Source organism: Pseudomonas sp. Marseille-Q5117 (genome assembly GCF_946901175.1).
Taxonomy (GTDB): Bacteria; Pseudomonadota; Gammaproteobacteria; order Pseudomonadales; family Pseudomonadaceae; genus Aquipseudomonas; species Aquipseudomonas iranensis.
On sequence record NZ_CAMPPP010000004.1, the window covers coordinates 1 to 13,690 of the forward strand.

The window sequence follows — 13,690 nt, forward strand, 5'->3', positions numbered from 1 at the left end:
AACGCAGGAGTAAAGCGTTTTGGTTACTTTTGGGCGTCTGCAAAAGTGCCCCGCTGTAAGAGCGGAACCGCCAGCCGCAACACCCGCAGAAACGGATATACACCCAAAACCCCAAGAGCATGGTCGGCCCAAAGGCCGCCAAGCCCCCCCCTAGACCCGAGCCTGACTCTTACTCCAGTCCGTCAACAAACTATAAGCCACCGCCAACAAAGTAGGCCCAATAAACAACCCGATAAAGCCAAAGGCAATCAACCCGCCAAACACCCCGAGCAACACAATCACCAACGGCAGATTGCCGCCACGGCTGATCAGATACGGCTTGAGCACATTGTCCACGCCACTGATGATGAACGTCCCCCAGATCCCGAGAAAGATCGCCATCCCGTACTCCCCCTTCCACACCAGCCAAGCCGTGGCCGGCACCCAGACCAGCGGTGGCCCCATCGGAATCAGACTCAGCATAAACGTGACGATCCCCAGCACCAGCGCCCCCGGCACCCCGGCAATGAAAAAGCCGATCAACGCCAGCACCGCCTGCGCCGCCGCGGTACCAATCACACCGTTGACCACCCGCTGCACCGTCCCCGCCACCAATTCGATGTAATAACCGGCACGATCGCCAATCAAGCGCTGCAGCAGACTGTGCACAAACGCCGCCAGTCGTGGCCCGTCACGGTAGAAAAAGAACACGAACACCAGGCTCAGCGTCAGCTCGAGAATCCCGCCGCCGATCTGCGCACTGCGTGCCAGCAGCCAGTTACCGACCTGGCCCAGATACGGCTTGATCGAGACCATCAACGCCGCGCCCTGTTGATCGATGCTGTCCCACATCGCCACCAGTCGCTCACCAACCAAAGGCACGCTACCAAGCCAGGTGGGCGCTTCCGGCAAACCGTCGACCTGCACATCCTTGATTAATGCCGTGGCATCGCGCACATGATCGGCAAGATTGAAACCCAGCCACACCAGCGGCGCCGCCACCAGCAACATCCAGCCCAGTGTCAGGATCAACGCTGCCAGCGATTCGCGGCCATTGAGCGCACGGGTGAGCAAACGCATCAGCGGCCAACTGGCGAACGCCAGCACCGCGCCCCAGAACAGCGCCGACCAGAACGGCGCCATCACCCACAGGCTGGCACCAAACAACACCAGCAGCAGAATCTGCACCAGCAGGCGATCGTTATTGAGCATGGAAAGTCCCGGCAAAGTCAGTCAGCGAAAGAGTAGGCGAACACTGCGTGCGTGCTCGCCCGGCACAGCTTATCGCAACAGGTCGATGCGCAGGCCAGAGCCTTCGAGATTGCCGGTTTCCACCCGGGCCGCCCGCACCCCCTGAGTGATCAACGCCTGGCGCCAGGCTTCGGCCTTGGGCCCGGAAACCGTGACCCGCAAGGTCGTGTCGAGATTCAGGCCACGGGAAATCAGGCGCAGCCAGGTGGCATCCGGCTCATCAGCGAGTTTCGGGAAATCCAGCTCGCCGGTGCTTTTCAACTGGCGCAGCAGGGTTGCCGAGGTCGGCAGCAGTTCGCCCAACGGCGCAGTCGCCTCGAACTGTTCGACATGCAGATAGGCTTTGCGATTGCCGCGAGTGATGCTGTAAAGCGCCACCAGCGTGTTGTCCTTTGGCGCCGCCAGCCTGAGCAACAGATAAGCCTGTTGCTCGTCAGAGCCATACAGCTTGGCGTTGCCGAACACTTCGTTGGCCCACAGGCTGCTTTCGCCGCAATCGCGGGCCTGGCACCAGAACAGCAATTCGGCGTCCTGCTGTTGCAGGGCTTCGCGGGCGGCGGTGAAGGCTTCGGTGGCGGAATGTTCCGGCGGCAACTCGTAGGTTACCGAGGTGGTCTGGCCGCGGGCGGTGACCTGGCCGTCGAAGCGCAACTGGCCGCTGATCTTGCGGATCGAGCCCAGCGGGTAGATGCGCTCCGGCTCGGCCGCCGGGCGATAGTCGACGATCTGTGCGTCGGCCAGACGCGGCACGATTTGCAGATCCTGGCTGCCCGGCACATCGGCAGCGAAGGACAAGGAGCTGAAGCAGCACAGCGCGAAAAGACTGAGTGGCCGCATAGTCAGGCTCACCGGACGGTCATGGCTGGGCTGGTCGGGGTCGCAGCGGTATAGAAATCCATCAAGTTTGTCTCCTGTTTCAACCCGCCCAGCCTCGGCAGTTGCCGGTAGCAAGTCAAGGCATGGCGAAAAAGCGATTGAAACAGTCTGCTACAAGACCTGCGCCAGCCTCGTCATTCAGGTGCAGATGATGCCCGCCCGGCAACTGTTCGTGACTGAAGGGTAGACGCTCCAGCAACTCAGGATGCCTGGCCAGCATGCCATCCGCCGCGACTACCAGATGCGCCGGGCAACTGACGCGCGAGGCAAACGCCATTGCCTGTTCTTCCGTCAGGCGCAGCGGCGATGGCAGGGTCAGGCGATTGTCGGTCCGCCAGGTGTAACCGCCGGGCACCGGCATCAAACCGCGCTGGGCCAACAGTTCGGCGGCCTCGCGACTGACTGCCACCAGGCCTTTCATCCGCGCCTCGATGGCACGCTCGAGGGTGGTATAGACCGGTTTGCGCTTTTCGCGCAGATCAAGTTGCGCCTGTAGGGCCATGCCCATGCGCTCGGCGGCGTTTTCGCCTTTGTCTGTCGGAGGAATCACGCCATCAATGAGCGCCAGATGACTGATGCGCTCGGGCAGCGAACCGGCCAGCACCATCGAGACAATCGCGCCCATCGAATGCCCGAGCAGGCCGAAACGCTTCCAGCCCAGCTGCTCGGCGACTTGCAGCACATCATGGGCGTAGTCCCACAGGGCATAACCGGCGCCGCTTGGCCGATGAGCGGAATGACCGTGGCCGGCCATGTCCAGCGCGACGATACGCAAACCGTGGAGCTTCGGCGCCAGCCGAGCAAAGCTGTTGGCGTTGTCGAGCCAACCGTGCAACGCGATCACCGGCAAGCCGTCCTCGGGGCCGAACAGATGCGCAGCCAACTCGATGTGCGGCAGATTCAGACGCACTTCTTCGCAGGTCGGGCTCATGCGCAATCCTTGTTCTGCCGCTGTTCCCAGCGCATGAACAGGCTCTTTAGCAATCGAGCCGTATCTTGTGGGCGCTCCAGCGGGAACATGTGCCCGCCAGGCATGCTCAGCGCCTCGCCCTGGGGCAGGCGCGAGACGAAACGTGTGTGATGGCGCATGACCACGCGGCTCTTGTGCCCGCGCACGATGGCCAGCGGCACCTGCAACTGGCGGGTGCGCCCCGGACTGGTGTGCGGCACGCCGCGATAAATGCTGATTTCGGTGGCCGGGTCGAAACGCAGACGCAGCTTGTCGTCGACCTGATGCAAACCGTGTTGCAGGTAGGCATCGAAGCATTCCGGATCGAAGCCGCGAAACAGGGTTTTGCCGGAAAAGTAACTGCGTGCACTGTCGAGATCGGCGAATTCTTCACGGCGCCCGAGGGTGCGCCCGGCCGGGGTCAGCCGGTCGATGAAACCAAAACGCTTGGCTGCGCGAATAACCCACTGATCGGTGCGGGTCAGCACCGGTGAGTCGAGCATCACCACGCCGCGATACAGCTCGGGACAGCGCAACGCCGCGTGCAAGTGCAGCAGACCGCCAAAGGAGTGGCCGACGCCCCATACCGGCTGTTCTTGCTGCTCCAGGTGATGGATCAGTTCATCGACCAGGTTGTACCAGTTGTCGTCCGCCGGAAAACGCGGGTCATGGGCGTGCTGCTCCAGATGCACGACCCGATACTCCGGCGCCAGCGCCGCGAACAACTTGCCATAGGTCCCCGAAGGGAAGCCGTTGGCGTGGGCGAAAAAGATCGGTTGCGACATGCGGGCAAATCCATGAGCGGGAATCGTGGCGTTGATTGTCCGCAAGAGCCGGCGTCGCAGCAATGACTGTAAGTGCCAGGAATGATGACAGTCCGGTCAGGGTGATGTGTATCAGCGAGACCGCTGCCCCCTCACCCCAGCCCTCTCCCCCAATGGGGCGAGGGGAAAGGGAGCAGATCGGGGGCGTGTCCGGGACCTGAGCTCGACTCGATTTATCAGGTCGACGAGGATCGCGAAAACCACACGGTAGGCCCCCTCTCCCTCTGGGAGAGGGCTGGGGTGAGGGCTCGACCTGACGGAACCCGATAAATGTCAACGCAGCGGCGGCTGTTCCCCCAGCGGCACCACCGCCATGGTCAGGCGCGACACGCAACTGGCCTTGCCTTCATCACTGGTCAAACGGATGTCCCAGACATGCGTGGTGCGGCCGATATGGATCGGCGTGGCTACCGCCGTCACCCGCCCACTGCGCAACCCGCGCAAATGGTTGGCGTTGATCTCCAGGCCGACGCAATAGAATTTGCTGGCATCGATGCACAGATAACTGGCCATCGAACCCACGGTTTCCGCCAGCACCACCGATGCGCCGCCATGCAGCAGACCGTAAGGCTGATGGGTGCGATGGTCGATAACCATGCTCGCGGTCAGCGACTGTTCGTCGAAGGCTTCGAAGCGAATATCCAGCACTTCGCCAATGGTGTTCTTCTGGATTGCGTTCAACTGTTCGATGTCGGGAGTAGTACGCCACAAGCTCATCACAGACTTCCTTTGTTGTTGTAATCGATGCTCAATCCTGCCACAGCACCGCCTCGCTGCGCGCGCTCCATTCTTCGAAGCGTGCGCCGTAGCGGTCTTCGATGACGTTGCGTTTGATTTTCAGGGTCGGCGTGAGGAAGCCGTTATCCACCGCCCAGTTGTCCTTGACCACCACCAGCCGGCGCAGGCGTTCGTGCTTGTCGAGGGCGGCGTTGACCTCTTCCAGCAGCTTTTCTAGGCTGGCGTGCAGACTGGCACGAGGCTCTTGCTGATTGACGGTGGACAGCACGCACAACCCCAGCGGTGCACTCAGGCCATCGCCGACCACGCACACCTGTTCGATGCGTGAATGCACCGCCAGACGATTTTCGATCGGCGCCGGCGCGACGTATTTGCCCTTGCTGGTCTTGAAGATTTCCTTGAGTCGCCCGGTCAGGCGCAGGCGCCCTTCGCTGTCCTGCTCGCCCTTGTCGCCGGTGCGCAGAAAGCCGTCTGCGGTGAGGGTCTCGGCGGTTTTCTGCGGTTCTTTGAAATAGCCGAGCATGTTGGCCTTACTGCGCACCTGCACTTCGCCGGACTCATCGATGCGCACCTCGACTTCCGGGCACGGCTGGCCAATCCAGCCTTGCTTGTATCGCCCCGGCAGGCAGATATGCGAATAGCCGCAGCCCTCGGTCATGCCGTACACCTCCAGCACATCGAGGCCAAGTTTCTGATACCAGGCGAGCAAGGTCTGCGGTACCGGCGCGGCGCCCGACAACGCTACGCGCAAGGCATCCAGGCCGAGCCCGGCCAGCACTTTGTGCCCGACGCGCTTGCCGATGAAGGGCAGCCCGAGGAGAAAGTCCAGGCGCTGCGCCGGGATCTTGCTGTACACGCCCATCTGGAATTTGGTCCAGATACGCGGCACGCCGAACATTGCCGTAGGCCGCGCGCGCTGCAGATCGGTGATGAAAGTCTCGAGGCTTTCGGCAAAGAACACGGTCTGCCCGGTGTAGATCGACGCCAGTTCGACAAACATGCGCTCGGCGACGTGGCACAGCGGCAGATACGACAGCAGCCGATCGTTCTCGTTGAGCCCGAACCGCTGTGTGCCGCGACTGGTGGCGAAACCGAGATTGGCGAAACTGTGCATCACGCCTTTAGGCAGGCCGGTGGTGCCGGAGGTGTAGATGATCGTCGCCAGTTGCTCGGCGGCCGGACGCGGATCGTCCTGGATCGGCGAACAGCTCTGCAGGTCCGCCCAGCTGAAGTCGAAGTCCCCCGGCGGATGCAGCGGCAGGCTGATGGTCGGCAGGCCCGTCGGCACGCCATGGGACATACCTGCCCAATCATCAAGCTTGCCGATGAACGCCAGCGCACTTTCCGAGTGAGTCAGCACCTGCGCCACGGATTCAGCGGTGAGATTGGGGTACAGCGGCACCGACACATGCCCGGCCATCCAGATCGCCAGATCGGCGATGATCCAGTGCGCGCAATTTTTCGAGATCAGGGCGATGTGGCTGCCGGGCGGCAGCTCCCGCGCCCGCAACCAGTGCGCGGCGCAGCGGGCCTGATGGCCGACATCGGCCCACGTCAGCGTCTCCACCTGACCACCGCCGATGGGCTGCACCAGAAAGCGCTGGCGCGGGTGCCGGGCTTCCCGTTCGTAGAACACGTCCAGCGGCAAACGGAAGGCGGCAGACATGCGACTCGCTCCTGTTTTTTTTGGTCTGGAGCAAGCGTAGTCAACCAAGCAAGTGCTTGGTTGGAATTTTCAAACAAATAATTTCATGGGTTGGCAGAAATCATTGTGGGAGCGAGCCTGCTCGCGAATGCAGTATGTCAGCCCCAAAAAGGGTGAATGACACGCCGCCTTCGCGAGCAGGCTCGCTCCCACAGGGATATGGCGTTAAGGGTGCTTGAGACTGTTGAGCTTCATCGAGCCAATCAGCAGCTCGCTGTGCTCAAGCTCCGCCAGCCCCGCTGTACTGACCTTCTCCGGCGGATGCCCGGCGCCGTGCTGCAGATAGCTGAGCAGATTGCCCACCAACGGGTTGTGGCTGACCAGCAGCACATTGCTCACCGCGACCAATTGCTCGGCGACCTTGTCCGGATCGCTCTCCGGCGTCAGCCACTCGACCGTACGGATCTCCGGCTCGAACCCCAATGCCTCGCGCACGATCTGCGCGGTCTGCTGCGCCCGCACGTAAGGGCTGGCGTAGATCGCCGTCAGCGGCTGGCCCATCAGATGCGCCGCGCTGCGCAGAACTTCTTTACGACCATGCTCGGTCAGCTCGCGCTCGGAATCGATTTTCGAGCCGTGAGGCACCGCCTCACCATGACGCAATACCCACAGTTTCATAGCTTGGGCTCCTCATCGCGCACCGGATGCGCGGCCGGGGCGACGGTGTGCGGCGCTTCCCCTTCCGGGGTGCGCGGCGCAGGCCAGTCGGCGAACGGCCAGGGCTTCTGGTCACTGTGGAACGTGCCGAAGCGGCCAATCTGCGCGAGGAACTGGCTGAGGCTGTCGCCAAAATTCATCAGGCTGGCGCTCGGTGCGCCGTAGATCAGGCGGTAGATCAGTTGCACCAATACCACCGCGCCGAGGATGAACTGCGCGACTTGCCAGACCAGCAGATAAACGATCATCCACAACACCCGCAGGAGGATGGATTCGTACTGGGTTTCGCTTTTCGGATCGTTCATGGCTTGCTTCCTGTCCGTGTAACAGCTGAATCAGTTGAAACCGCTGGTGGAAATAAAGTCGACGTCGGTTTTCGGCTCGGCACGCATCAGTAGACCGATCACCTGCTCCAGCGTGCGTCCCTCGAACAGGATCGCGTGCAGCCCGGCGACCAGCGGCATGTACACGCCGACTTCCTGGGACTTGGCCTTGAGCACCTTGAGGGTGTTGACCCCTTCGGCGACCTCGCCGAGACGCGACACCGCTTCATCGAGGCTCAAGCCCTGACCGAGGGCGAAGCCGACCTGGTAGTTGCGGCTCTTGGGTGACGAACAGGTGACGATCAGATCGCCAACCCCGGCCAGACCAAGGAAGGTCATCGGGTTGGCGCCTTGATTCACCGCAAAGCGGGTCATCTCGGCCAAGGCGCGAGTGATCAGCATGCTCTTGGTGTTCTCGCCCATTTCCAATGCCACCGCCATGCCGGCGATGATCGCGTAAACGTTTTTCAACGCGCCGCCCAGCTCGACACCGAAACGGTCGGCGCTGGCGTAGACGCGGAAGGTGCGCCCGTGCAGGGCGGCTTGCACCGCTTTGCACAGTTCTTCGTCTTCACTGGCGACCACCGTGGCGGTCAGTGCGTGCTCGGCGATTTCCCGCGCCAGGTTCGGACCGGACAACACGCCAATGCGCGCCTGCGGGGCGATCTCTTCGAGAATCTGGCTCATCAGCTTGAAGGTCTGCGCTTCGATGCCTTTGGTCAGGCTGACCAGCATCTTGCCGCTCAAACGCTCGGCGTGGGCGGCGAGTACCGTGCGCAACGCGCTGGATGGCAGCGCGACAAAGCACAGATCGCAGGCATCGAGAGTGGCTTGCAGGTCGGTGACAGCAGTCACGCCCGGGAGAATCTTGATGCCTTTGAGATAACGCGGGTTTTCGCGGTTGACCCGGATGGCCTCGGCCTGCTCGGGGTCACGCATCCACTGAAGGACTTGATGGCCGTTCTCGGCCAGCAGATTGGCCACGGCGGTACCAAAACTTCCGCCTCCCAGGACCGCAATCGGGCGCTGTTCAGTCATATGCAATCCGTTAATCCATACCAGTGGCGATGCCGGGCATTATACGGGGCGACCCGGTGGCGGCCAGCCCCAGCAACAATTACCGACATTTGTAGGAAGAAGACCAATAAAACCTAGGAAAATGCCTGCAACGTCACTGGAAAAGTCGCCGCCCTCGGTTAACATGCGCGCCAATTCTTCTCTCTGCAGGCTGTGTCGTGTTTTCTGGCCCTCCTCCCCCGCGCTCGCCGCTGCTCCTGGCGCTGCTGTTCAGCCCGCTGGTGCTGGCGGACGATCTGTTCGTCGACAGCCAGACGCTGCCGCAGGTGCTCACGGCCACGCGGCTGAAACAGCCGCCAGCGGAAGTGCCCGGGAGCATGACCGTTCTCGACAGCGAACTGATCAGCGCCAGCGGTGCCCGCGACATCAGCGAGCTACTGCGACTGGTGCCGGGGATGATGGTTGGCAGCATCAACGGCAATCAGCCGGCGGTGAATTACCACGGCACCAACGCCAGCGAAGCACGGCGCATGCAGGTGTTGATCGATGGCCGTTCGGTGTACCGCGCCGGCCTGGCGACGGTGGACTGGAGCGATATCCCGGTAGCGATGGAAGACATTGACCGGATCGAGGTGTTTCGCGGCCCGAACACGGTCAGCTACGGTGCCAACGCGCTGATGGCGGTGATCAACATCATCACCCGCCACCCGGCCGACAGCCATGGCACGCGCCTGAAAATCACCCGTGGCCAGCGTGGCATCAACGACGTTTATGCCAGTCAGGGCACCGGGTGGGATGGCGGTGATCTGCGCCTGTCGCTGTCCGGCCAGGAAGACGACGGTTTCGACAGCGACCGCAACGGCGCCGATTATCGCGACAGTCGACGCTTGAATCGTCTGAGCCTGGCGGTCAGCCACGACCTCAATGAAGGACAAAGCCTCGACTGGCAGCTCAACGCCAAGGACGGCAGCAATCAGCGACCTTATACCTACCGCCCGGTGTTCTCGGGGATTACCGACGCCGGGAACAATTCCGACGTGGTGGCCAAGGATTACGCCGGTTCGGTGCGCTGGAACCTCGATATCAATCCCGAACATAGCCTTTATGTGCAAGGTTCGGCGCAGCACTGGGATCGCCAGCAAGTCTGGCGCGCCTGCGATGCCGAGGTATCGTTCAGCCCCGAGCTGGCGCAGCTGTGGCAGCTCAACCCGAATTACACCGAACGGCTGGCGCGCAACATCAACCAGTTCACCGGCCCCGGCGCGGCACCCGGCACGCCGCAGGAAATGGCGCTGGCCAATCAAGTGCTCGAACAATGGCGCAACGGTGCCAGCCAGACCTTGTGCGGCGATATCGACCAGAGCGCCCGCGAATCGCGCTACGACCTCGAGCTGCAGGACACCCTCAGCCTGTCCGACAGCCTGCGCCTGGTCAGCGGCCTGAATTACCGCTACGACCGCGCCGATTCCGAAACCTACTTCAACGGCACCCTCGACGACACCACCTGGCGCGCCTTCGGCCAACTGGAATGGCGCGCTACCGAGCACTGGCTGGTGCAGGGCGGGGCGATGTTCGAAGACACACAACTGATCGGCAGTTCGCTGACCCCGCGCTTCGCGGTCAACTACCTGATCAACCCGCGTCATGGCCTGCGCGCGGTGTACTCGGAAGCGATCCGCTCGCCGGACATGTTCGAGAACAACGTCAACTGGAGCTATCAGGTCAGCAACCTGCGACCCTCGGCCTACGGCCAGTCGTCGGCGCGCTATTTCGTCAAGACACGTGGCCCCGGTGATCTCGATCAGGAACACATGCGCTCGCGCGAGTTGGGCTACAACGGTTACTTCGCCGAACTCGGACTGGCTGTCGACGTGAAGCTGTTCTACGACGAAATCACCGGGATGATCAGCGAGCCGCTGCGCAACAATCAGTACATCGCCAGCAACGCCAACAGCTCGCGCTTTCGTGGCAGCGAAACGCAGCTGGACTGGCGCCTCAGCAGCGCCGACCGCTTGCGTTTGACCTACGCCTTCGTCGACGCCGAGGCGAGCAATCCGCTGGACCAACAGTTTACCGCGCGCAACAGCGGTTCCGCCGGTTGGCTGCGCAATTGGGGCCATGGCTGGAACAGCGCCCTCTTCTATTACGGCGACAACGCGCTCAACGGCTATCGCTTCGAACGCGTCGACACGCGCATCGCCAAACGCATCGCCATTGGCAAAGCTCAGCTGCAATTGGCCGGCGTGCTGCAACAGCGCCTCGACCATCAGCCGAACACCTTCGTCGACAATAATTACGATGAACGCCGGGTGATGTATTTCAGTGCCGAGCTGGAGTTCTAGGATGCGCACCGGCCCGTCACGGAAGACGCCCACCCTGGGTCACTGGCTGGCCGGGCTCTGCCTGTTCATGACCGCGTGGCTGCACGGCGTCGCGGTGCAGGCGGCGGATATTCTATTGACCGGCGCCGAGGAAAGCCCCGGCGTGCAGGCCTTCGTACAAGCGCTGAGTGAACTGCGCCCGACCGACAATGTGCGGTTCCAGCCGCTGGCCAGTTTGCCGGCACCGGGCAAATTACCGGCCAGTCTGCGCTTGATCCTGCTCGATCTGCCCAGCCTCGACTGGCGTCTGCAAGACTCACAAGGCCCGTCGACGCTGGTGTTGCGCATCAGCCGCTTGCAGGCGCGCCAGCGTTTCGCCGATGCCCAACCGGCGCGCCTGAGTCTGCTCTGGAGCGATCCGCCGCTGAGCCGGCAATTGCAACTGATCCGACGGATTCTGCCGCAGGCCCGACGCGTCGGCGTGTTGTTCGATGAGCATGGCGAGTTCCTTCTCGACGAATTGCGTGCGGCTGCGCGGCCGTTGAATCTGGACATCGTCAGCCAGCGCTGGGACAACACCCACGACAGCCGTCCGCTGCAAGCGGTGCTGAAAAACAGCGACGTATTGCTCGGCCTCGACGATCCCGACCTGTACAACTCGCAAACGGCGAAAAACCTTTTGCTCAGCAGCTACTCGCGGCAGGTTGCGCTGATCGGCCCCAACATTGCCTTCGTTCGCGCGGGCAGCCTCGCCAGCACCTACAGCGACCAGAGTGACTGGCTGGCGATTCTCGATCATTTGCTCGACCAGCCGACCAGTGCCTGGCCACGAACGCTTTATCCCGCTCGTTTCAAAGTCTCAAGTAATGCGCAGGTGGCTCGTTCCTTAGGCATCGAACCGCTGAATGAAGCATCTGTCGCCAGTGCCTTGGCCGAAGGAGAGCGCCGCCCATGAGTTTTCGTCGCCGTTGGGACATCAACACCCGCACGCAGCTGATCAGCCTCGGCCCGGCGCTGCTGCTGACGTTGCTGTTGATCAGCTTCTTTACCTTCGTGCGCATCCAGGATTTGCGTCAGGAGCTGAACCACACCGGCCAACTGATCGCCAACCAACTCGCCCCGGCCACGGAATACGGGGTGATCTCCGGCAACAACGAAGTGCTGGAAAGCCTGCTCAAGGCGACACTCGCCACGCCCAACGTGCGTTTTCTCGAAGTGCAGGACAGCGCCAACCGGATTTTGGTGTATGTCGAACAACCGGCTGATAGCCACAGCCGCCCGCATCAGGTCGAAGTGTTCCAGGCGCCGGTGCGTTTGCAGCGGATCGCCTTGCACAACGACTTCTTCCAGGACGGCAAGGTCAGCAACAGCGCCGCCGGCGAGGATTATCTGGGGCGAGTGATCGTCGGCCTGTCCAACGATGCGTTCAGTCAGCGCCAGCAGGAGATCCTGTTCAAGGCCGGGATTCTCGCGCTGTTCGCCCTGCTCTTCACCTTCGTCGTCGCCCGTCGTTTGGCCGGCAGTCTGTCGCAGCCCATCCGCGACATCGGCGATGCGGTCAAGGCGATTCAGGAAGGCGACTACAAAACACCGCTGCCGATTGTCGACGACACCGAACTGGGCGCGCTGTCGCAGCACATCAATAATCTTGCTCAGGCGCTGGAACAGGCCAGCCGCGAGCAGCAGCAGGCGATGGCGCAGCTGATCCAGACCCGCGAAGAAGCGGAAAAGGCCAACAACGCCAAATCGGATTTTCTGGCGATGATGAGCCATGAACTGCGCACGCCCATGAACGGCGTGCTGGGCATGTTGCAGTTGCTCGAAACCACCGAGATGACCGAGGAGCAAGTCGAATACGCCGCACTCGCTTCGGAGTCGACCGAACATCTGCTGAAGGTCATCAATGACATTCTCGACTTCTCGCGAATCGAGCGTTCGGAGCTGGAGCTTGAGCACATCCCGTTCAATCTCGCCGAGCTGATCGGCGCCTGCGCGCAATCGTTCCAGCACAGCGCCGTGCAGCGAGGCCTGGCACTGAATCTGCGCATTCCCGACGACATGCGCGGCTTGCAGGTGCAGGGCGATCCGACGCGGATCCGGCAGATTCTGGTCAATCTGGTCGGCAATGCCTTGAAGTTCACCGAGCAGGGCCGGGTCAGCATCGAGGCGCAATGGCAATCGCTGGATCACGAACTGCTTTGGTTCACCTGCTCGGTGCGCGACAGCGGCATCGGCATTTCTTCGGAGAGTCTGGAGCTGATGTTCAACGCCTTCCAGCAGGCCGACAGTTCGATCTCCCGTCGTTACGGTGGCACCGGTCTTGGTCTGCCGATCGCACGGACCCTGGCCGAACGCATGGGCGGTACGTTGCGCGCGCAGAGCGAAGAAGGTCGTGGCTCGGTGTTCACCCTGGAAATCCCGCTGGCACTGTATAAACAGGCAATGCCAGCGCTGGCCGCGCCGCGAGCGCCGAACGGTAGTGGTCAGGGTGAAGGACGCCATGTGTTGCTGGTCGAAGACAACCCGGTCAACCAGACCGTGATCGAAGCGATGCTGCGCAGTCTGGGTTTTGCCGTCAGCGTGGCGACCGATGGCGCGCAAGCGGTGCGCAGTGCCGAGGGTGGCGAGTTCGAAGTGATTCTGATGGATTGCCGGCTGCCGATCATCGACGGCTACGAGGCCACGCGGCAGATCCGCGACCTGCCCGGACGCCGCGATGTGCCGATCATCGCGCTGACCGCCAACGCCTTGCAGGGCGATCGCGAAACCTGTCTGGCAGCGGGGATGAACGATTACTTGGCCAAGCCGTTCAAACGCAATGACCTGCAGCAGATTTTGCAGCGCTGGGTGTCGTAGTGTGGGCCTTTCGACCATCTGCGACTGGCGTGAAAAGCGAAAGTGCGGCAGTCTTAGGCACCCGAACGAGCCCCAAAAGGGGCTTGATTAAAAATTTCAGTGCACAAGTGTACATTCATGTCCTTGGTGCTGTGACTTTCACCACAACGCAATAGTCTATGAGTAGGCTGCCGGTTCGAGGCATGAACGCCTTG

Annotated in this window: 12 protein-coding genes; 3 read left to right on the forward strand and 9 right to left on the reverse strand. The window is 62.0% G+C overall.

The window, feature by feature from the left end:
• Window positions 1–150: 150 nt before the first annotated feature.
• The 9 genes from OC605_RS08470 to OC605_RS08510 all read right to left on the reverse strand — a co-directional run bounded on the left by OC605_RS08470 (window position 151) and on the right by OC605_RS08510 (window position 8,340).
• Complete coding sequence (locus tag OC605_RS08470; protein WP_024013952.1) at window positions 151–1,191, reverse strand: AI-2E family transporter; 1,041 nt, start codon at window positions 1,189–1,191, stop codon at window positions 151–153.
• 69 nt (window positions 1,192–1,260) lie between these two features.
• Window positions 1,261–2,067 carry a DUF4892 domain-containing protein gene (locus tag OC605_RS08475; protein WP_262136869.1) on the reverse strand — a complete coding sequence of 269 codons (807 nt, stop codon included), beginning with the start codon at window positions 2,065–2,067 and terminating at the stop codon, window positions 1,261–1,263.
• Between the two features lie 115 nt (window positions 2,068–2,182).
• Entirely contained in the window at window positions 2,183–3,037 is an 855-nt protein-coding gene (locus tag OC605_RS08480; protein ID WP_133340768.1) for an alpha/beta hydrolase, read from the reverse strand.
• The gene (locus tag OC605_RS08485; protein ID WP_016773656.1) at window positions 3,034–3,840 is read right to left on the reverse strand and encodes an alpha/beta fold hydrolase; all 807 of its coding nucleotides are present in this window, start codon (window positions 3,838–3,840) and stop codon (window positions 3,034–3,036) included. The genes OC605_RS08480 and OC605_RS08485 overlap by 4 nt, the downstream gene beginning before the upstream one ends.
• Before the next feature lie 312 nt (window positions 3,841–4,152).
• Window positions 4,153–4,596 (reverse strand): hotdog fold thioesterase, encoded by a 444-nt coding sequence (locus OC605_RS08490; RefSeq protein ID WP_016773655.1) that lies wholly within the window; start codon window positions 4,594–4,596, stop codon window positions 4,153–4,155.
• Between the two features lie 31 nt (window positions 4,597–4,627).
• Window positions 4,628–6,283 (reverse strand): AMP-binding protein, encoded by a 1,656-nt coding sequence (locus tag OC605_RS08495; RefSeq protein WP_262136677.1) that lies wholly within the window; start codon window positions 6,281–6,283, stop codon window positions 4,628–4,630.
• A 204-nt stretch (window positions 6,284–6,487) separates the two neighbouring features.
• Window positions 6,488–6,940, reverse strand: coding sequence for a phosphohistidine phosphatase SixA (sixA, locus tag OC605_RS08500; protein ID WP_262136678.1), 453 nt, complete (start codon window positions 6,938–6,940; stop codon window positions 6,488–6,490).
• Window positions 6,937–7,284, reverse strand: coding sequence for a DUF4389 domain-containing protein (locus OC605_RS08505; RefSeq protein ID WP_016773653.1), 348 nt, complete (start codon window positions 7,282–7,284; stop codon window positions 6,937–6,939). Before OC605_RS08505 ends, sixA begins: the two co-directional genes overlap by 4 nt.
• Before the next feature lie 30 nt (window positions 7,285–7,314).
• Window positions 7,315–8,340 (reverse strand): NAD(P)H-dependent glycerol-3-phosphate dehydrogenase, encoded by a 1,026-nt coding sequence (locus OC605_RS08510; protein ID WP_024013958.1) that lies wholly within the window; start codon window positions 8,338–8,340, stop codon window positions 7,315–7,317.
• A 197-nt stretch (window positions 8,341–8,537) separates the two neighbouring features.
• Here OC605_RS08510 and OC605_RS08515 point away from each other — a divergent pair, with 197 nt between their 5' ends.
• The 3 genes from OC605_RS08515 to OC605_RS08525 are packed head-to-tail and all read left to right on the forward strand — an operon-like array spanning window position 8,538 to window position 13,496.
• A complete protein-coding gene (locus OC605_RS08515) occupies window positions 8,538–10,661 on the forward strand; it encodes a TonB-dependent receptor plug domain-containing protein (protein ID WP_262136679.1) in 2,124 nt (707 codons plus the stop codon).
• A 1-nt stretch (window position 10,662) separates the two neighbouring features.
• Window positions 10,663–11,595: an ABC transporter substrate-binding protein gene (locus tag OC605_RS08520; RefSeq protein ID WP_262136680.1), complete on the forward strand. Its 933-nt coding sequence runs from the start codon at window positions 10,663–10,665 to the stop codon at window positions 11,593–11,595.
• On the forward strand, window positions 11,592–13,496 hold the full coding sequence (locus tag OC605_RS08525) for an ATP-binding protein (RefSeq protein WP_110646680.1): 1,905 nt from the start codon (window positions 11,592–11,594) through the stop codon (window positions 13,494–13,496). Before OC605_RS08520 ends, OC605_RS08525 begins: the two co-directional genes overlap by 4 nt.
• Window positions 13,497–13,690 lie beyond the last annotated feature (194 nt).